22 protein-coding genes and 1 tRNA gene are annotated in these 18,855 nt (G+C 33.0%); 18 read left to right on the top strand and 5 right to left on the bottom strand.

Features of this window, described 5'->3' with window-relative positions; translation table 11 throughout:
• Positions 1-76 precede the first annotated feature (76 nt).
• The 15 genes from Q0845_RS01690 (at position 77) to acpS (ending at position 10,171) form a co-directional block, all read left to right on the top strand.
• Complete coding sequence (locus tag Q0845_RS01690) at positions 77-226, top strand: hypothetical protein (RefSeq protein WP_298508162.1); 150 nt, start codon at positions 77-79, stop codon at positions 224-226.
• A gap of 65 nt (positions 227-291) precedes the next feature.
• The gene (locus Q0845_RS01685; RefSeq protein ID WP_298508159.1) at positions 292-1,419 is read left to right on the top strand and encodes a hypothetical protein; all 1,128 of its coding nucleotides are present in this window, start codon (positions 292-294) and stop codon (positions 1,417-1,419) included.
• Positions 1,416-2,123, top strand: a complete 708-nt coding sequence (locus Q0845_RS01680; protein ID WP_298508155.1) for a hypothetical protein — start codon at positions 1,416-1,418, stop codon at positions 2,121-2,123. Before Q0845_RS01685 ends, Q0845_RS01680 begins: the two co-directional genes overlap by 4 nt.
• A complete protein-coding gene (locus tag Q0845_RS01675; protein WP_298508152.1) occupies positions 2,113-2,265 on the top strand; it encodes a hypothetical protein in 153 nt (50 codons plus the stop codon). Before Q0845_RS01680 ends, Q0845_RS01675 begins: the two co-directional genes overlap by 11 nt.
• Before the next feature lie 12 nt (positions 2,266-2,277).
• Entirely contained in the window at positions 2,278-3,738 is a 1,461-nt protein-coding gene (locus tag Q0845_RS01670; RefSeq protein ID WP_298508149.1) for a type IV secretory system conjugative DNA transfer family protein, read from the top strand.
• Positions 3,738-4,100 carry a hypothetical protein gene (locus Q0845_RS01665; RefSeq protein WP_298508146.1) on the top strand — a complete coding sequence of 121 codons (363 nt, stop codon included), beginning with the start codon at positions 3,738-3,740 and terminating at the stop codon, positions 4,098-4,100. The genes Q0845_RS01670 and Q0845_RS01665 overlap by 1 nt, the downstream gene beginning before the upstream one ends.
• Positions 4,097-4,516: a hypothetical protein gene (locus tag Q0845_RS01660; RefSeq protein WP_298508143.1), complete on the top strand. Its 420-nt coding sequence runs from the start codon at positions 4,097-4,099 to the stop codon at positions 4,514-4,516. The genes Q0845_RS01665 and Q0845_RS01660 overlap by 4 nt, the downstream gene beginning before the upstream one ends.
• Positions 4,513-5,037 (top strand): hypothetical protein, encoded by a 525-nt coding sequence (locus Q0845_RS01655; RefSeq protein WP_298508140.1) that lies wholly within the window; start codon positions 4,513-4,515, stop codon positions 5,035-5,037. Before Q0845_RS01660 ends, Q0845_RS01655 begins: the two co-directional genes overlap by 4 nt.
• A gap of 29 nt (positions 5,038-5,066) precedes the next feature.
• Entirely contained in the window at positions 5,067-5,363 is a 297-nt protein-coding gene (locus Q0845_RS01650; RefSeq protein WP_298508137.1) for a hypothetical protein, read from the top strand.
• A gap of 288 nt (positions 5,364-5,651) precedes the next feature.
• Positions 5,652-7,196: a hypothetical protein gene (locus tag Q0845_RS01645; RefSeq protein ID WP_298508134.1), complete on the top strand. Its 1,545-nt coding sequence runs from the start codon at positions 5,652-5,654 to the stop codon at positions 7,194-7,196.
• A gap of 367 nt (positions 7,197-7,563) precedes the next feature.
• Positions 7,564-7,836, top strand: coding sequence for a hypothetical protein (locus Q0845_RS01640; RefSeq protein WP_298508131.1), 273 nt, complete (start codon positions 7,564-7,566; stop codon positions 7,834-7,836).
• Between the two features lie 2 nt (positions 7,837-7,838).
• Positions 7,839-8,174: a helix-turn-helix transcriptional regulator gene (locus tag Q0845_RS01635; protein WP_298508127.1), complete on the top strand. Its 336-nt coding sequence runs from the start codon at positions 7,839-7,841 to the stop codon at positions 8,172-8,174.
• Positions 8,175-8,177: 3 nt separating this feature from the next.
• Complete coding sequence (locus Q0845_RS01630; RefSeq protein ID WP_298508124.1) at positions 8,178-9,026, top strand: ImmA/IrrE family metallo-endopeptidase; 849 nt, start codon at positions 8,178-8,180, stop codon at positions 9,024-9,026.
• A gap of 6 nt (positions 9,027-9,032) precedes the next feature.
• Positions 9,033-9,800: a hypothetical protein gene (locus tag Q0845_RS01625; protein ID WP_298508122.1), complete on the top strand. Its 768-nt coding sequence runs from the start codon at positions 9,033-9,035 to the stop codon at positions 9,798-9,800.
• Complete coding sequence (acpS, locus tag Q0845_RS01620) at positions 9,797-10,171, top strand: holo-ACP synthase (protein WP_298508119.1); 375 nt, start codon at positions 9,797-9,799, stop codon at positions 10,169-10,171. The genes Q0845_RS01625 and acpS overlap by 4 nt, the downstream gene beginning before the upstream one ends.
• On the opposite strand, the gene Q0845_RS01615 is transcribed toward acpS, so the two are convergent.
• From Q0845_RS01615 to Q0845_RS01600, 4 genes are all read right to left on the bottom strand, one after another.
• Entirely contained in the window at positions 10,155-11,144 is a 990-nt protein-coding gene (locus tag Q0845_RS01615; protein WP_298508117.1) for a nucleotide kinase domain-containing protein, read from the bottom strand. The genes acpS and Q0845_RS01615 overlap by 17 nt on opposite strands.
• Positions 11,145-11,215: 71 nt before the next feature.
• Positions 11,216-11,773: a nucleotide pyrophosphohydrolase gene (locus Q0845_RS01610; protein WP_298508114.1), complete on the bottom strand. Its 558-nt coding sequence runs from the start codon at positions 11,771-11,773 to the stop codon at positions 11,216-11,218.
• Complete coding sequence (locus Q0845_RS01605; protein ID WP_298508112.1) at positions 11,766-12,560, bottom strand: deoxycytidine triphosphate deaminase; 795 nt, start codon at positions 12,558-12,560, stop codon at positions 11,766-11,768. Before Q0845_RS01605 ends, Q0845_RS01610 begins: the two co-directional genes overlap by 8 nt.
• A 195-nt stretch (positions 12,561-12,755) precedes the next feature.
• A tRNA-Leu gene (locus tag Q0845_RS01600) sits at positions 12,756-12,837 on the bottom strand.
• Between the two features lie 154 nt (positions 12,838-12,991).
• Between Q0845_RS01600 and Q0845_RS01595 the strand changes: the two genes are divergently transcribed.
• The 3 genes from Q0845_RS01595 to pth all read left to right on the top strand — a co-directional run bounded on the left by Q0845_RS01595 (position 12,992) and on the right by pth (position 15,270).
• Positions 12,992-13,933, top strand: coding sequence for a ribose-phosphate pyrophosphokinase (locus tag Q0845_RS01595; RefSeq protein ID WP_298508109.1), 942 nt, complete (start codon positions 12,992-12,994; stop codon positions 13,931-13,933).
• A 25-nt stretch (positions 13,934-13,958) separates the two neighbouring features.
• Positions 13,959-14,552 (top strand): 50S ribosomal protein L25/general stress protein Ctc, encoded by a 594-nt coding sequence (locus tag Q0845_RS01590; protein WP_298508107.1) that lies wholly within the window; start codon positions 13,959-13,961, stop codon positions 14,550-14,552.
• 76 nt (positions 14,553-14,628) lie between these two features.
• Positions 14,629-15,270, top strand: coding sequence for an aminoacyl-tRNA hydrolase (gene pth / locus Q0845_RS01585; protein ID WP_298508104.1), 642 nt, complete (start codon positions 14,629-14,631; stop codon positions 15,268-15,270).
• Between the two features lie 65 nt (positions 15,271-15,335).
• Here the strand turns inward: pth and Q0845_RS01580 are convergent, their stop codons facing one another.
• Positions 15,336-18,677, bottom strand: coding sequence for a reprolysin-like metallopeptidase (locus tag Q0845_RS01580; RefSeq protein ID WP_298508101.1), 3,342 nt, complete (start codon positions 18,675-18,677; stop codon positions 15,336-15,338).
• Positions 18,678-18,855 lie beyond the last annotated feature (178 nt).

Genomic DNA, 18,855 nt, shown 5'->3' with positions numbered 1-18,855 from the left:
AAAAAAATCTCAGAACAACTGTAAATGTGCTTTTCACAGCAATAGAAAAAGCACTATCAATTCTTCAATCAAGGAGATGCAACTCCTTGAATCCAAAGAGCAATTCCAATTATTATTCGATCCCACAACTGACAGACATGTAGTATTTGATGCTGCAATTGGTCATTTACATTACACTACTTCTTTAAAGGATGCTGAATCATTCTTTAAACAGAAGGTACAATAACAACATAAGCACATGGCTAGAAGTAGCCATGTGCTTTTCATTTTTAACATTCAAACTTTATACAAATGAAACTATTTAACAAAAGAGCTGATAATTCAGCTAAGATTACCACTATTGTAGATCGTGAACTTTCAGAATACATCGATACGAAAGAACTCGAATATCACAATAAGTATCAGAAACACGCACAGAAATTAAGTGTATTGAAATTCAATGAGCTACCAAAGACGGCACGTATTACCGATTATATTACTGGACTTGTCATGGACTTCCAGAAATTAGTTGATTACACCGACCAACGTTTAAATGGTGTACTGCACCAAGCCAAAGGGAAGTCTGATACCGCAGACATGGAAGCAGCAGCAGAAGAACTTGATCGAAAGATTGATGAAACGCAAAATGAACTCAATATTCTTAACGCAAAGTTTGATGCAGATGCGAAGAAACATAAATCAACTATACGCCGATGGCAAAGAGTATTGTGGATATTATATTTTTTGGCTGGATTTGAACTTCTGGCAAACATGGAAATTTACAATATGCTTGGTGGCGGAATTCTAGCGTCAATCTCTATCGCCATTATCAGTGGAATTGTTGTGTTCTGGTGGGCGCACCTTACAGCGAAATTGATTCATCGTTTCGGTGACTCGAATTGGAGAAAACAACTTGGCATCTTCTCGCTAATGTCAATTCCAATTTTTGTAATATTTTATCTTTTCAGTGCTATGCGTGTTACATACTTGCTTGCATTATCTCCCGAAATGCAGGATGTCTACAGTAGCAATCCGATTGTACCAACATTGATAAACTTCTTTGCCTACTTGATCGCTACGTATCTTGTTTTTGAATACCGTCCAAATGTTACTGTCAAAAATGCGTACAGTAAATACTGTGATGATCTTAAAAGTATTGAAGAAGCACAACAAAAACGTGATACCTATCTCGCTGAAAAAAATAGCTTAGAGCCGAAGCTACGGCAGAAGCTACTGGATTATCATAATCTACAGCTACTTGGGCAGCAGATTGAACAAGATATTTCAACACGTATGCTTGCGTGCTTTCACGAATTTAAAAGTGAATTACATCTTCTCAGCAATGGGAAATGTGCTGATCTTTTTTCTACCGATGCAGAAGATGTTCCCGCACTAAAATTGAATTACCAAAACAATAACGAAAACACAACGCAATTATGAAAAAGATTTTAATATACCTCTACATTGGATTTTCATTAGTTTCTTGCAAACAGGGAGCAGAGAAATCCACATACATTTCAGTTTTGGCTGATAAGACATCAGATAATATGTCTGTGCCAACTATACAGGACATTTACCAAGTTCTTGAAAACGGAAAAGAAGTAACTACTGCCGTAACATTTTCATATCAAATTATCAGCAATACGGATATTAACAAGCGACATACATTGTCGCTTCCGCCTTATTCGATGTTTGAGAATACGTTGAAGCGTAAGACAGAAGTAAACAGATTTTTTAATGCCATTGATACGCTCTTTCATAGACAGCAAGCAATACAATATGAATACAATCGATCAAATATTTTCGTTCCGCTTGTGCAGCAACTAGAAACATTGCAACAATCTGATGCAACGGAAAAGGTTGTACTACTGTATTCTGATCTTGTTGAATATTCAAGTCTTTTCAACGGATACAAAAACTCGCACACACAAAATATTAACGCAATTGTTGATTTGTTCCGTTCACAAGTACTATCAAATAGTTATGACGGTATTACACTCTACATTAACTACTATCCTAATACGCCACTTGAAAATCAACACTTTTCAGATTTCTGTAAAATCTATAAGGCAGTATTTAAGGATACTGGATTAAAGATACGTATTGGCATGGACAAACAAATATCATTGAACCATGAGAACTAAAGGACACATCTTTTTTAATGCGCTTGGTAGTATTGTCAAAGCCATGTGGAAACTGTTCCTACTTGCAGTCTTTATTGTAAGTAAACTGATTGAAGCCGTAAGTGGATTCTTCAGTAAGCTCACAGAAAAAATGTTGAATTAAAAAATTACAGAAATGATACAACTATTACTTAATACAATAAGTGATGTCATCACAGGAGGTTTTAACTTCCTGTTTGATGGTATCGAAAGCATGACACAAAAAGATACTTCTTTATCCGCTAAATTTGGTAAAGAATCATCGCTTCTCTCATCAAGTCATGGTGGTTTGTCCGTTACTGGAACAAAGTTTTTAAGTGTTGAAAAATCAAAAGAACACCTTTTATACTTCGGCCCCACAGGATTGGGGAAATCGACAGTTTGTATGGTACCTAGTGCCTTGAACATTGCACAATCTAAAAATGGAGTTGATTCGAGTATGATTATCAACGATCCATCGAAAGAAAATCTCAAGATGATGAATTTCTTTATCAGCAAAGGATATAAGGTGTATCGTTTTGATCCAAATGATCCCGAACATTCTATTTACTACAATCCGCTTCATCGTATTCGAAATGCATCAGATATTACCAAAGTAGCTACGCTGTTAGTCACGAAAAGTAGTAAAGAAACACAAGATTACTGGCAGTTAAAATCCATTGAAGTGATCAGCCTTATCATTAGTTTTCTCTTAGAACACACATCGAAAGTGTATCAAAATATTGCAAACGCATATTATCTTCTTGAAAATCTAGCAGGGAATGAAGATGCAGTAAGTGGATTATTTGCTGAAAAAGCTACCGAGCGACAATGGCGACAATTCAAAGCATTAATTGCAAATAGCGATAATACAAAAGCAAGCATCATCAGTTCCGCTATTGGAAATTTATCATTCATCGGAAACGACCCAAACTTATGCAACCTTACATCAGTAGATACGCTTGATTTCTCAAATCTAGCTAAGGAAAAAACGGTACTTTTTCTAAACTGCGGAACAGCAGAAATGGAATATTATAGCCCACTTCTTGGGTTATTTTTTGAGCAGCTATTTACTGAATTGTTCCGTTCTATTCCTAAATCGACTGATAATCATCTATTCTTACTAATTGATGAACTTTCATCCATACCAATTCCTAGTCTTTCAAAAGTAATTGCAAATGCGAGGAAATACTTTTCCATCTTAGGAATTTTGCAAAGTGAAAATCAGCTGTACCAAAACTATGGCGAATACAATGCGAAAACCATTCTTAACAATGCTTGTCGCGTATATATGACTGGATTAAACGATGAATGTGATCGCATTTCTAAAGCACTTGGCGAGTATGAATATTATACGGATAAGGATAAAAAAGTATTACGTACGCGACCCTTGATGACGAGCAACGAAATCCGAACGATGCCAAAGGATCGTGTCATCGTCATACCGAATGGGGGATTGCTTCCACTCTACTGCAAAATCAAGCCGTATTACAAAATTGGAAAATATATGCGCTTTCTAAATACTGAACTACCCGAAGAAGATACTCCAGTTATGAAAGCACAGTACCAAGCGCAGTATTTACCATTAGATACTCAACAAAACGATACCGAAGAATAATGAATGTACGCAAATCCATAGATCGCTTTATTACGATTAATCAGAAAATAATCTCAAAATCTATTGAAGGATTTGGAAGTGTTTTTAGAGATATCATGGATGGTAAGTACACTAAGATTATCAACGGCATGGAGACTGTTCTTTCTAAGTCTATTAAAAAAACTGAAAAGTCCATTACTAAAAAAAAAGTCAAAAAAGCACAGAAAAAGTCACATCAAAAAGAGTTACAAGAGATTGCGAAAGAACACGATACGCTACATGATTTTGAACACATCAAATACATCATAGAACGAAAGAAACAGCGATTAATTGAGCTTAATACAATTCATAGACTTGATAAGAAACAAATACGTAAACGATGATACAAGAATCTCAACAACATTTTGAAAATCTGCAAGCGTATTTGGAGCATCGTTTTTCAGCCATTGATCATATTACACCTGAAATGGTTCAAAAAGCTAAAGCTCAGTACCGTAAGATGTATCAATCCCGATACCGTAAACAGTATCGGGAACGGTATATACAAGTAACATTTAGAATTGAAAAACAAGAATATGAAGCACTTAAAAGTATTGCTCAACGACAAAATATCAAACTAACTACACTTATCAAACAACGTGCTTTACAACAGCAACAAGCTTTTGATGAAACAGGAATCATCAAGGAATCACTTCTGAACATTATTGATGTACTTGAAGAAGCAATACATGAGGACGAATCAGTTTCAGTAACTGAACTATTACAAAATATAACAAGCATTTATGAACGTTTACCATGATCGTAAAAACTATTTCACATACGTCAACCAAGCGAGCAAATATTGAGAAATTAATTCGCTACGTATTTGATAAGCAGAAGATGGAACATGATCATCTCGGAAGAAAGTCGCTCACGGTTAAAAAATATATTCGTGGTTACAATATTGACAATTGGGCAGATCAATTTATAGAGAATGGCAATAAACGTAACTTTAATCATAGTAAACGAACCGTATTAAGACACGAAATCATTTCGTTTGCGCCACAAGACAACAAATTATTAACTCGTGACATTTTAAAAGATTTTGGGAAATACTATTTACAACATCGTTCTCCAAAATCTATGGGAGTGTGTGGCGTACATTATGATGAAGTGATCCACATCCATTTTATTATTTCAGGTGTTGGCATAGATGGAAAGTCAACCAGAATTTCACAACAACAATTCAAAGAATTTAAAATCAAATTACAGGAATTTCAGCAACAGAAATATCCGCAACTTTCTCATTCCATCGTTGACCATGCGAAAAAAAAAGTTTAAACCTCAAGCTTTCGCAGAAAGAACAACTCATGAAGCAATCACGTGGCATTGTTTCCAAAAAAGAGCAACTAGCAATTCACGTGACCAAAATCGCAAAGAAGTGTAAAAACTTTTCGGAACTTCATATCAAATTAGTCGATCAACATATAGAACCGTATTACCGATACGGTACATTAACTGGCATTTGGTATGGAAATAAAAAGTTTCGACTTTCTACACTTGGAGTAGGAAAAGAACATCTTAAAAAACTTACCAAAGAACAGGAACGACTAGAAAGTCTAAAAAAATCTAAAGACAAGAATATCAATCGCGGATTGGAGCGATAACTCAAAAGCTATTTCTGTAAAGAGATAGTTTTTTGGTTTAGGGATTCCAAAGGTCTCCTTTGGCAAGATCGCAAGTGCTGAAAAATTGCAATGAAATGAAAATTTGTAGGAACTTGCAATCTTGTTCTCAACAATAAAAATTTTAAGACTTAAAATCTATAAAAAAACCTAATTCAATTCTTAGAATAGAAAAGATGATAAATGTGAGAGCATTACGGAAAACCGTAAGGTTATTTCTATAAAAATAAAGTTCTTGTCTTATATTTTTAAAAATAATTAAAATATAGTATGAAAAAAAACAATCCTATTCAACCGTTTGGAGAAAGAAGCTTTGAATCAGAATTTAAAAGATTAGGAGAGAAAAAATGGGAAGAATACTATTTCGAACACACTGATTTTGTAAAAAAAGCTCTTCATAAGGATACATATTTAATAGTGGGCAGACGAGGTTGTGGTAAGTCATCTTTACTACAACACATTTTATTTCAAGATGAATATCAGAAATCTGATTTTATAAATTTCGGATTAGCTGAAACATATATCGATCAACTCTTAAAAATTGCAAATAATATCAATTTTTCCCAAGAATTAAAAGTTCAAAAGCTTGTTAAGCTTTGGGAATATATAATATGGCAAATAATCTTTAAGAAACTTGAAAATAATAACAAAGAAATTAGAAAAGGAATTCATGAAGAGTGTACTGATCCATCTATTTTAAACTTCATTAAATTAATCATTAAAGGAATATTAAATAAAAATGAAATTAATAGCGGTGATGATGTTATTGAAATGCTAACAAAAAGAACACACGAAAAAAATTATATTTGTGCTAGAGAATGTGTTTTAAATATTTTAGCTTCAAAACCTCTTTATATAGCAATCGATTCAAGAGAAAAATATTCATTACGGGATGAAAACGAAATGAATATTGCGGCTGCTTTAATACAATGTGCCTGTAAAATAAATATTGAATTTGGATATCAAGGTTTACAAATAAAAGTATGTGTAGCTGATGAAATATTTCCTTATTTAAAAGAGGACTACATAACCAATACTTTGAAATATGTAAGATATCCATTATTCATGCAATGGAAACCTAAAGATTTAATAAAGTTAGTTTGCTGGAGATTCTTTAAATATTTAAAGTTGAATAATTTATCTAATCTTTCAGAAAACGATATAAACTGGGACTCTCATACAGATATCTTGGAGAAAATTTGGTATCCACATTTTGGAAAAAAACTTATCAATAGACGAGGAGTTGAAGAAGATACATTTCCTTATATAGTTAGACATACCCATTTACGACCTCGACAATTAATATTTATTTGTAATTATATAGCACGGATTTCAAGAGAAAATGATGAATTTCCAAGATTTTCAGAAGCAACAATTAAAGAGGGTGTTTTGAATTCTGAATATAGTTTAGCAGATGAACTTATAAATTCATATTCTTCAATATATCCAAATATTGGAGATATTATATCAGCTCTTCAAGGCTTACCAATTGAGTTCAAGTGGAGTGAATTACGAAGAGCTGCCAGAAGATCGGCAACCCATTGGGAAAATGGAAATTGGTCTGATTTTATTAGATTAGTTATTGAATTAGGTATAATTGGAAGAAAAAGAGAAGAAACCAATTATAATTCAAAAATCATTAAGGCTGATTTTGAGTTTGCATTACGTGATAGATTGTTTTTATCTGAAAAAGATATTTGTGTCATTCACCCATTATTCTATTCTAAACTGAACATTAATAGAAATAATCCTTCTGATTATTGCGTCTATCCTTTTCCAAACAAGCCTGAGTTTGAAATGATGAATGGTAACTAGAAATTTTCATAAATCTTTATTTAAATCAAAATAAAGAACGGAATGTTGAAAATATGATTAATTCTGAAAATGCAGCTAAGATATTCCAATTAAATAGTTTAAGTGATTTTTTTGAGGCCTCGAAACCAGTAAAGAAATCTATTTATAGCCTCTCACAATTATCGCTTTTCATTGTAGGTCAAACAATTTCTATACTAAGTCCATCTTTTAGAGACTATGTCAATAGCTTTATACAAGATATCTTTCTTTAAAATCACACTCTTATCAATTAAAAAAAATAACATTTCATTACATTTTAAAAAAATTACGTAAGAATATCTTACCGTAATAAAAAATTACTATATTTGTAACATATTCTTACAGTCTTATGAAACTAAAGTTAGAAAATGTCGAAAATCAGATCAAGTCCATTATTGAGGAGATAAATGGTCAATTAGGTTTAAATGCAAGTATAAAAATGAATACTTGTCCATACGAAATAGGTATTACTAGCCAAATACTAGTTTCTGTAATGGGGTTATTAGAAAACAAGCTTGATGTCAAAATACCTAATAGTTGTTATATTTTTTATGATAAACAAAAAAATAAACAATTATCAATTAAAGAAGCATCAATGAAACTAATTAAAATAGCTAAATAGTTATGGATACAAGGGAGAATGAAATATCAGACAGAGAAAAAATAGCAAAAAGGTTAAAAGAGGCAAGGATTCAATCTGGTCTTTCTCAAGAAAAAGCGTCAAAATTAATGGGTATTCAACGCCCTACTATTTCAGAAATTGAAGCAGGAAGAAGAAAGGTAAGTGCAGAAGAAATAATCCAGTTTGCAGAATTGTACAAAGTGAACTCTTCTTGGCTACTATTAGAAGAAAGTCAGTCTCATGATGTTAATTTCCAATTTGCAGCTAGAGAGCTAGAGAAATTAGATCCTGAAGACATTAAAAAGTTATTGGATATATTGAAAATTTTACCTAAATAACTCATGAAAGCAATTTTTTTAGATGCAATTAAAAGCTCAACAAGAGTTAGAGACAGACTTGGACTAAATATGTTTGAACCTGTCAACATCTATGATGTTTGCGAACAAGAGGGCATTACTGTAAGGATTGTTAATATTAATATGGAGGGAATTTATGTAAAATCAGATAAATTTAATAAACCAACTATTCTACTTTCTAATGAGCGCCCAATACCTAGACGAATATTCACATGTGCGCATGAATATGGGCATCATTTTTTCGGACATGGCTCAAAAATAGATTCTCTCAATTATTCAAATCAATACACATCTGATCAAGATCAAGAAGAGTTATTAGTTAATGTTTTTGCTGGTTCACTATTAATGCCAATTGCTGGTATTCAGGCTGAATTTGCAAAAAGAAAACTTAATCCAAATACAGCTAGTCCATTAGAATACTATTTAATTAGCTCTTTTTTTGGAGTTGGCTACCATACTTTAATATACCAATGCAGAGCAAACAGGATTACAAATAATTCAACGACTAAAACCCTATTAAAATATATACCTAGTAAAATATTTAAGGAAAATTTTTCAAGAGAATTAAAAAGTTCTCATTTTAAATATTTTGACAATCATAGTCAACCAACTTATGTCGACCTAGAAGTTTCAAATTACATTGTACTTCCTAGTAACGCAAGCGTTGATAAAAGCTTCTTAAAACCTATTAGAATAACAGGCTTAGGTATAGTTTATTCAGCTATCAAATCTGGAATTTCAGAAGTTAGGTCTGAAAATTTTAAAAGAAATATGACAATTAGAATAGAAAGCCAAAACTACATAGGCTTATCAGAATATAGACATCTAGAATAACTAATTATGACAACACCATTACTTATTGAAGATACCAATGTATCTAAAGCATGGATAAGAGTTCTTGAACACATTATTGATAACAATGGTAAAGAAATTTGCCCATTAGTTCTTAGTATTACAGAATTTAATGAAGACATTTCTTTTCAAGAAACATTAAACTTAAACTTAGCTTCCTCTCAACTTGATGCTGTCCAAACAGTTTCAGAAACAATATTTCCTAAATCTCTTTACATTTATTGTAAAGAAAACAGGTTTGCTTTGTATAAAGAATACAAAAAAAACTTTCCAAGAATACAAAAAATAAATCCAAGTAATAGAAATGGCACATATTTTCAAAGGCTAATTTCATTTGATGGTAGTGATAAAAAAATAAATCAACTAGAAATTATTATTTCTTCTTTACAAGAAGGAGCAACGGTTAAGAGACGATCAAAATTACAAGCTTCAATATTTAATCCTGAAAAAGATCATTCCGATGCAATGTATCAGGGTTTTCCATGTTTACAGCATGTAACATTTTACAAAACCCAGAATAATGGGTTAATCTTAAACAGTTTCTATGCCATTCAGCATTTATATCGACGTGCATACGGAAATTGGATTGGACTTATAAATCTAGGAATGTTTATTGCTAAAGAATCGAATCTAAATTTTGAAAGATTTAATTGTTACATTGGTGTTGAGCAACTAGATAGACTAACGAAAAGTGAAGCAAAGAAACTATTGCAAAAATTAAAAGATAACTCTTTAGAAAATGTATTTATATCATGATTATAGGAATAGGTTGCGATGTTACTGATTTTAAAATTGCGAAAGAACTAAATTGGGAAAAGGATGAAAAGTTCTTGATAAGAGTATTTTCACCTAGAGAAATAGAAAGCTATAAAAATCAAAATAGGCTCTCTTATCTAACGGGAAGGTTTGCTGTAAAAGAAGCTGTTTTAAAATGTTTAGGAACAGGAATGCACGACGGGATATCCTTAAATAATATTGAAATTCTTCAATCAGAATTTGGAAAACCTAAAATAGAACTGAAAGGTGAAATAAGAAATATATCTCAAGGTTTGGGCATAAATAAGTGGCACATAAGTATTTCTCATTCTACTACTTGTTCAATAGCTTATGTTATAGCTGAGAATTAGTTTTTATATTCTTATTAATGTTCCATTTTGGAGGATACCAATAGTTAATAGTAGTATTTTTAGGTTTAAATATCTGCTTAATCCTTGTACGCCCAGAAATACCCTGTATGTTTGGATGTGCTACTCTAGAATACTTATCCACTTCACAAAAAAGATTCTGACAATCAATAAGTTGCAAACTTCTCCCCCATAAGTTCTTAAAATCAAGCTCTAATCTCTCAAATTCAATTTCTTGCCTATTAGTAACGAATTTAATAAGGTCAGTTTCATCATATCCACCAAAATCCGAAAAACACTTTCTAATTCCATCTAATGCACCAGGTCCTGGTTTTACAAAATCCATTTCATCAAAATCACAAAGGTTACTGTAATTTATATCAATACAATATTGATAAGCTAGGAAGCTTCCAATTGTTGGATAAGATATTAAAAGCTCAAACAAGCTATCCATATCTTTACAATCACTTATTTTTTTATCTAATCCTCCTTTGAGCATAAATTCGATTAGTTTTAAGTGATTTCTATGTTTTTTAGCATGACCAAAGAAGCTTCTACCCGAAGTCATAATATATGCTCCAGAGTATATTGATTTTCCTGATTCCATAACCTCAGTAAGAACTTGGTCGTATAAGTCAAAATTAAAAGATCTATACTCTAATTTTCCAATTCTTTTTTCTAAACGTTCCCACGTTTCTATTTTATTAAAAGTCTTAAATAGTAAAATTCTAAAGAGTACTTCTTGAGGCTTTTGGGAATGGTTATAAATAACATTTTTAATTAAATATTGACTAACTCGATCTGAAGCTCTATAAGCATTAGTAAATTTATATTCTAAAAGAATGGCATCTTCCGTTAAAATACTTTCATTATTAATTCTATTAAAAAATATATTTTGTCTTTCAGTCGCAAACTTCCAATAAGTATCATAAACTACCGTTGTTTTAGGTAATTTCTTCTTCAATAATATTTCCAAAATTATTTTTATATATAAAAAAACTAGCGTTTGCTAGCTCTTTTTTTGATTAATAAATATTTTAAGATAATCTAAGTGATAAATAACGCTTCCTTTTTATGTGCATCAAACTTTATTCTCCCACCTCTATTCTCAACAAGCTTTTTAAATAATTTATATCCCACCAAAATAGCAGATTCCCATTCGTTTTTAGTTCGGGTTCTGACCTCAAAAGGTTCTGTCATTTGTTTTATTATACTCAAAACGGTTTTACTAACTTTTCCTTTTTCGAAATAGTTAGTCCTTTTTGCTTCATTAAATAAGATTAGGGATATTGCTTCTTCTGTGATTGTTGCTCTTGCTCCATCTTCATAAGCGTCTATAATCGGAATACTTTTTCTTTTTCTCTTTAGCATTGACCTAGTGCAAGGAGACCAGTCCAATAGGGTAGCAAAAGTATAATGAAAAACATCATGATAACGATAATGATCTTTTTCATAAGAATTATCATCTATAACATCTCCAACCTGTACACCATCAATAGTAATTCTTACTGATTCATTTTTTTTATCTTCAAAATAAACAATAAAAGATGTAGGTAACTTTTCGTTACCTTGTATCATATCAATATTTGTTACAGCCTTATTCAATTGAATCTTTTTTTTGTTTTATTTCTTTATATTTTGCCCCCACCAAGCTATCAATCTTTTTGTTGAGAATCATTTCTACTTTTTTATTTACCTCATTTTCAATTTCAACTTTATTATAACCATCTATATAACCTTTTTCGTATTGAGACTTCTGCCAATAAAATCTACTACAAACACCTATACATGTCACAAGAATGATACCAAGTAACCACCAATATATTTTTAGACTTGACTTAATCTCCTTGATTTGACTTAATAAATTATTAGGAGAGGCTATTTCCCCCTTAATTTTCATAATATCATGTGAACTTATACTATTTTGACCTTGATGCGAACCATTATAATTCTCATCATCAGCAAGTTGACTAGTAAGCTCACTAATCCACAAAACGAAATATGGTTGTCCTCTATCCAATATAATACTATTTGATCCAGCATTATAAACAGAAAACTTTAATTTACCCTTAAAACCAGGGTCAACATGAAAACCCGACACATTAACCAATCCTCTAAATTTGAAGCCAAATTTTAATGATATGAAGCCAATATATTTTGAGGGTATCTCAATCTCTTCTTTTGTCATTAAAATAGCAAACTGACCAGGCTTTACCTCAAATTGAGGCTTTTTAGCACATAGGATTGTTTTTGAACTATCACTATTAGTGTAGACCTCATCTCCCAAAGTTAATTCATAAGATGCATTTTGCAATCTATTCTCTGTGAATTCATTGTCTGAAATACACTTCTTTAATAGTTTCTCTAATTCCTTATTTGCTAAAAATGACATAACTAAAAATAATTATTAAAGATAGTATTTTGAAGTCATACTTAATAACTCTAAAAGCTTTTATTTCCTTGTTTTCTTAACATTTTAATTAACAAAAGCTACACTCATTACAAGTATTTTAAAAATCAATTTGTTTTACCTATGTTTTACCCAAACAAAAAAGCCGAAGTCTACAACTTCGGCTTTTCCTTTGTGTACTCGAGGTGGGAATCGAACCCACACTCCCGAAAGAACTGGATTTTGAATCCAGCGCGTCTACCAATTCCGCCACTCGAGCAAATTATTGTTTCTAAAGGAGTGCAAATTTAGAAAATAATTTTAATTCTCCCTTAAAAAAAGAAATAAAAGCTTTTAGAGTTGCATAAAATTTCTAAATTTGCACCTCATTTAACACAACACAACAATTAACTAACTACTAAACAGAATATTAAATGTCTTATACTGTCCCAGAACCAAAGATTTTTGCTTGTACGCAAAGTGACGAACTTGCAAGAAAAATTGCAAAACAATATGGAGCAGAATTAGGAAAAGTTACGTTCTCAACATATAGTGATGGTGAATTTCAACCTTCTTTTGAAGAATCGGTTCGTGGCGCAAGAGTATTTATCATAGGATCAACGTTTCCAAACTCAGATCATTTGATGCAAATGCTTTTAATGCTAGATGCTGCTAAAAGAGCTTCTGCACGTCATATTACAGCCGTACTTCCTTACTTTGGTTGGGCAAGACAAGATCGTAAAGACAAACCAAGAGTTCCGATAGGTGCTAAATTGATAGCTAAAATGCTTGAAGTAGCTGGTGCAACACGTATTATTACTATGGACTTGCACGCCGATCAAATTCAAGGTTTCTTTGAAAAGCCAGTAGATCATTTATTTGCTTCTACCGTGTTTTTACCATATTTACGAAAGTTGAATTTAGATAAGTTAACAATTGCTTCTCCAGATATGGGAGGATCAAAAAGAGCATACGCATATTCTAAGTTTTTAGAAAGCGACGTTGTTATCTGTTACAAACAACGTAAAAAAGCCAATGTCATTTCACATATGGAATTAATTGGTGATGTAACAGGAAAAAATGTGGTCTTAGTAGATGATATGGTAGACACTGCCGGAACATTGACAAAAGCCGCAGAAGTCATGATGGAAAAAGGAGCTTTGTCAGTACGTGCAATATGTACACATCCTATTTTATCAGGACAAGCGTATGAACGAATAGAAAATTCAAAATTAGAAGAATTAATCGTAACCGATTCTATTCCATTACGCAAAGAATCAAGCAAGATCAAAGTCGTAAGCTGTGCTAATTTATTTGCAGATGTAATGCAAAGAGTACAAACAAATACGTCGATCAGCTCAAAGTTTTTAATGTAATTAAATATTAATATAAATACTAAAAATGAAATCAATTACAATCAATGGATCTCAAAGAGAAAGCGTAGGTAAAGTAGCAACGAAAGCCTTACGTAATGCTGGAAAGGTTCCTTGCGTATTATACGGAGGAGACAACCCATTACACTTTTCAGCAGAAGAATTATCATTTTCTAAATTAGTGTATACTCCAAATGCGCACACAGTTGTGATTGCATTAGAAGACGGTTCTACACACAACGCTATCTTACAGGATATTCAATTTCACCCTGTAAGTGACAAAATATTACATATTGACTTCTACCGTTTATTTGACGATAAAGAAGTAACTATGGATATTCCAGTAGCTGTTAAAGGAACTGCTCCAGGTGTAATTTCTGGTGGTGTTTTACGTTTAAACAAGCGTAAACTTAGAGTAAAAGCATTACCTAAGCATTTACCAGATTCTATTGAAGCAGATGTTTCTGAATTAGAAATTGGAAACAAATTATATGTTACTGCTTTAACAAATGAAAACTACAAATTATTACATGCTGATAATACAGTAGTATGTCAAGTAAGAATTTCTCGTGCTGCGATGAAAGCTGCTCAAGAAGCTGCAAAAGCAGAAAAAGAAGCTTAAAAATAATTGATCTTATGATCTATAAAAAGCATTCCATGTCGGAATGCTTTTTTATTTTTACACAAATTTTTACAGTATGCTTCAATTTTTCAGAAAACTATTGGGTACATCTCATTCAAAAGCATCATTAATAATAGAAGAAACAGATCCTATGAAAAAATTTCTCATTGTAGGCTTAGGAAATATTGGCAGTGAATATGAAAATACACGCCATAATATCGGATTTAAAATACTCGATTTTTTTGCTAAAAAAGAAGAACTAACCTTCAAAACAGATAAGTTAGGCGACTTAACTACATATAAATTTAAAGGAAGAACGTTTATCTTTTTAAAACCAAGTACATATATGAACCTAAGCGGAAAAGCGGTTCGTTATTGGATGACAAAAGAAAAAATTCCTGTAGAGAATATATTGATTATTACTGATGATTTGAATCTTGAGTTTGGAACAATTCGCATCAAAACCAAAGGAAGCGATGGTGGACATAATGGTTTAAAAAGTGTACAAGCTTTGCTAAATACCACAAAATATCCTCGATTCCGATTTGGAATTAGTGCCGATTTTGGCAAAGGAAGACAAGTAAATTACGTGTTAGGCGAATGGACAACCGAAGAGAGTGACAAACTCACAGAACGACTAGAAAAGAGCACAGAAGTCATTAAATCTTTTGGTACAGCAGGAATATCCAACACAATGAATTCATTTAATGGAAAATAAAAAAGAGAGGCAATTGCCTCTCTTTTTATATCTAGTTTAGTAGGTATCTATATTTCTTTATTCTGCTATTGAACGATTAGCTTTTTAACACTTACGCGCTCTCCATCATTCACACGAACCATATACAATCCGGCTTGCGCTGAACTGATATTTAATTCTTCCGTAAAGTTTGCAGAGTTGTTGTATTTCTTTGTAAAAATAGCACGTCCACGAATGTCAAAAACATCAATAGTAACATCTTCAGAAGATGTAGATGTAAATTTCACAACAAACTTTCCGCGTGTTGGGTTTGGCCAAATCGCAAAATTCTCCAATTCATTTTCAACCGTTGATAAGGTATTTTCAACATCTATACGATAATCTTCTACCTCTGCATCTGCTCCATTCTCACAAGAAGTTGGGAATACAATATTATTATTTGGCGTATACTTTGTCGATACACGCATAGTAGTAGATCCAGTTAAGGCTGAACTCGGCACCATTACCATCATTCCAGAATTAGCTGTTGGTCCGTCAGATACTCCAAAAGCATCTCCTAAATCGTATTCTTCTCCTGCATCATCAAAACTACAGTTCTGATTCCAATCAATCCATACTTTAGTTTGCGTTCTAAAGTTTCCGTCTGTATTTACATTCACTGTAAGTGGATACGATGATTCTTTAATTACTGTTGCAATATCTGTTGCTGTATAATCGCTATATCCTGAAGGTTTAGCAGAACTTCTATTGATACTTTCAAAATTCACTAAAGTAGTACTCGTAGCAAAACTCGTATTTGCTACAGAAGCACATACAGCACACGATTGTGTTGTAAATGAATAGGTACTTGAATATACCGTTGAAACACATGCGTTCGATATACCAACTCTCCAATAATACGTAGTTGATTGCGCTAATGACGAAGGTGTATAGTTTGCATTTGCTACTGCAGTTGATTCTACAATATTAGTAAATCCAGGATCTGTTGCAATCTCAAATTGATAATCGTCAGTTAAGGTATTTGTAGACCAAGTAAAGTTTGAACTCACTGGCACATTTGTCGAATTATCAGATGGTGATACCAATGTAACTGGCGATAGAGTTCCTGGTAAGACACTTAAAGTCAAATCAGCTGATCGTGTCGTTGCTCCAGAAGTTCCTTGCGCAGAAAACAAATAAGTACTCGGCGAAACTCCTCCTGTTCCAGAAATTGTAAGTGTTACAGGCGTTCCATCTACAGAAGCACTTGAAGGGCTAAATACTGCATTTGCTCCTACTGGAAGGTTCGCAGCAGCAAAAGTTGTTGTTCCATTAAATCCACCAAAAGCGTTGTACGTAAAGTTATATACTGCATTTGCTGGCTGACATGCTGTTTCATCATTATCTGCAAAAACCAATGCGAAATCTGGCTCTACTAAGTTAAAGTTGGTAGAGTTCATTGCAAAGAAAATATTTCCTGCTCCTTCCACAATAACTCTTGCTTGTGAAGTTGGTGGAGTTACTGGCACTGTAATTTGTTGCGAACCATCATTCAATACATTAGATGCTAAGGTATATGGAAATGTTGCTCCACCATCAATAGATAATAAAATATTTACATTCATCGCACTAACAGGCGCTGTATTTGTATTTGCCACATCCCAAGTAACGGTTTGCGCAGTCCCCATTTCCCAACTTACAGCAGAAGAAGTCTGCGAAGTTACTGTAAAAGGTCCTGCTGCAGTTGTCACTTGAATAGACATTAAATCATAACTCGTTTGTCCTCCAAGTCCCGTAGCAGTTGGTTCTCTATCACGAACTGTCAATGCCCAACTCATGGTTCTGTTAACCGTTGCCACAGTTTCCCAAGCCGTATTGATTGTTGGGTTTGTTTGTGTTAAGTTTCCAGAAGCTACTCTACTTAGTTTTGGAATGTATCTGTTTGGAGAACTTGTTGGTACTTGCGATCGGTTCATTGAACCTGAAGTAAGAGTCGGACCAAAAGTTGTATTCGTTACCTGTCCACTATCTGTTTGTTCCCAACAATAAGTCAGCGCATCTCCACCATCTGGATCAGTAGCACTTCCTCTTAATACGTAAGCAGTTCCTTGCGGAATTACATAATCGCTTCCTGCATTTGCGCTTGGCGGATTGTTAGCTATCGCTGGTGAATTGTTATCCATCCAACAAGTACGTGTTACTAAATTGTCTAAAACTTGTTTTATACTGTGATAGTGAAAATAAGGATCACTATTTTGTTGTACGTTATTTGCTCCAGTAATTCCAGCATACGCCATTACTGTCGATCCACTTCCTGGTTCTGCATTCACACCTGTTCCTTCTGTATTGAAAGCCCAAGTATGGTTTGCTCCCATTTGGTGACCAATTTCGTGTGCTACATAATCTACATCAAATGTATCTCCTTCTGGAATTCCATCTGCTGGAGACGTATAAGCACTTCCTTTTTCTGTATCAGTAGTAGAAGTTGTATCATCAACACATACACAACCTATACAACCTGCATTTCCACCACCACCAGTAGCTCCAAATAAATGCCCGATATCATACGCTGCATTTCCAATAGAACCTGTTAAGTAGTTTTGAAGTTCCGTATTCCATGCACCACCTGTTCCAGTAGCTGCAGGAGAATAAGGATCTGTATTTGCATTTGTAAAAACCAATGTATCATTATTAGCAATAATTTCAAACGTTACTGCCATATCTACTTCAAAAATTGCGTTTACTCTAACCATAGAAGCATTGATAGCTGCCATTGCGCCAGCCACAGTTCCACCGTGATATTGCGTATATTCTCCTGTTACAGAAATTGCAATTCGGAATGTTCTTAAAGTTTGATCATCTGCATCTTCTGGCTGAATATCTAAATCATCTAAAAATTTTCCTTGTACTTCATCAACAGTTGTACAATTAAATTCTCCTACAGAACTAATACGTGCATCTCTTGTGTACACTACATAATTTACATTATCATTTCCGGCAGGCTGCATAAAAACAGTAGGTCTATCTACATAAGAAATCATTGTCTGTACTCCTTTTGGAGAAACACTCATACGTAATTCTGCCCCATAGTTTTCTTGACTATGCCCAACATACGATTTAATATTTGGAAATTTTGCTGATAATTCAGGAGCAAAAACAGGAGCTTCATACATTTTAAATGTTTCCAGCTTCCCATCAATTCCTGGAACTTGCACTATGGTACTAGAACCAAAAGTTGCTCCTCGTAAAGGTGCATTTGCAAGTTGTTGTGTAAAGTTTTCAAAATTCAGTTCAAAGAAGTCTACTTTTTGTTCTGATAAATTTAATTTTGATACTGATTCAGCATCGGTAACGGTTTGTAGCTTTTTCCATTCGTTGTTTTGAGCAAACCCAACGGAGGAAATCAAAAATATACACGCTAGCAAACCGAAGCATAGTTTTTGCTTCATAGCTCTTTATTTAAGATTAGGGGTTAATTTTAATCCTCAAAAATCACTATTTTTAATATAGTAACATAAAATTCTCACTATTTTTCGATGAAGACAGTGAAATTCAACGATGAAATATGTATTTTCACCCATGAATGCACTTTACAAACAAAAAATCAAGATTCAAATCAGAATATTT

Origin of the sequence: uncultured Kordia sp. (assembly GCF_947489565.1) — a bacterium.
GTDB lineage: Bacteria > Bacteroidota > Bacteroidia > Flavobacteriales > Flavobacteriaceae > Kordia.
Note: the sequence above shows the minus strand (reverse complement) of the source record. Positions and strands in the feature narration are given on the sequence as shown.

Bases quoted from the DNA above. Each gene is read 5' to 3' on its own strand.
- Q0845_RS01690 (WP_298508162.1), top strand. From the start codon at position 77: ATGCAACTCCTTGAATCCAAAGAGCAATTCCAATTATTATTCGATCCC.
- Q0845_RS01685 (WP_298508159.1), top strand. From the start codon at position 292: ATGAAACTATTTAACAAAAGAGCTGATAATTCAGCTAAGATTACCACT.
- Q0845_RS01680 (WP_298508155.1), top strand. From the start codon at position 1,416: ATGAAAAAGATTTTAATATACCTCTACATTGGATTTTCATTAGTTTCT.
- Q0845_RS01675 (WP_298508152.1), top strand. From the start codon at position 2,113: ATGAGAACTAAAGGACACATCTTTTTTAATGCGCTTGGTAGTATTGTC.
- Q0845_RS01670 (WP_298508149.1), top strand. From the start codon at position 2,278: ATGATACAACTATTACTTAATACAATAAGTGATGTCATCACAGGAGGT.
- Q0845_RS01665 (WP_298508146.1), top strand. From the start codon at position 3,738: ATGAATGTACGCAAATCCATAGATCGCTTTATTACGATTAATCAGAAA.
- Q0845_RS01660 (WP_298508143.1), top strand. From the start codon at position 4,097: ATGATACAAGAATCTCAACAACATTTTGAAAATCTGCAAGCGTATTTG.
- Q0845_RS01655 (WP_298508140.1), top strand. From the start codon at position 4,513: ATGATCGTAAAAACTATTTCACATACGTCAACCAAGCGAGCAAATATT.
- Q0845_RS01650 (WP_298508137.1), top strand. From the start codon at position 5,067: ATGAAGCAATCACGTGGCATTGTTTCCAAAAAAGAGCAACTAGCAATT.
- Q0845_RS01645 (WP_298508134.1), top strand. From the start codon at position 5,652: ATGAAAAAAAACAATCCTATTCAACCGTTTGGAGAAAGAAGCTTTGAA.
- Q0845_RS01640 (WP_298508131.1), top strand. From the start codon at position 7,564: ATGAAACTAAAGTTAGAAAATGTCGAAAATCAGATCAAGTCCATTATT.
- Q0845_RS01635 (WP_298508127.1), top strand. From the start codon at position 7,839: ATGGATACAAGGGAGAATGAAATATCAGACAGAGAAAAAATAGCAAAA.
- Q0845_RS01630 (WP_298508124.1), top strand. From the start codon at position 8,178: ATGAAAGCAATTTTTTTAGATGCAATTAAAAGCTCAACAAGAGTTAGA.
- Q0845_RS01625 (WP_298508122.1), top strand. From the start codon at position 9,033: ATGACAACACCATTACTTATTGAAGATACCAATGTATCTAAAGCATGG.
- acpS (WP_298508119.1), top strand. From the start codon at position 9,797: ATGATTATAGGAATAGGTTGCGATGTTACTGATTTTAAAATTGCGAAA.
- Q0845_RS01605 (WP_298508112.1), bottom strand. From the start codon at position 12,560: ATGTCATTTTTAGCAAATAAGGAATTAGAGAAACTATTAAAGAAGTGT.
- Q0845_RS01595 (WP_298508109.1), top strand. From the start codon at position 12,992: ATGTCTTATACTGTCCCAGAACCAAAGATTTTTGCTTGTACGCAAAGT.
- Q0845_RS01590 (WP_298508107.1), top strand. From the start codon at position 13,959: ATGAAATCAATTACAATCAATGGATCTCAAAGAGAAAGCGTAGGTAAA.
- pth (WP_298508104.1), top strand. From the start codon at position 14,629: ATGCTTCAATTTTTCAGAAAACTATTGGGTACATCTCATTCAAAAGCA.
- Q0845_RS01580 (WP_298508101.1), bottom strand. From the start codon at position 18,677: ATGAAGCAAAAACTATGCTTCGGTTTGCTAGCGTGTATATTTTTGATT.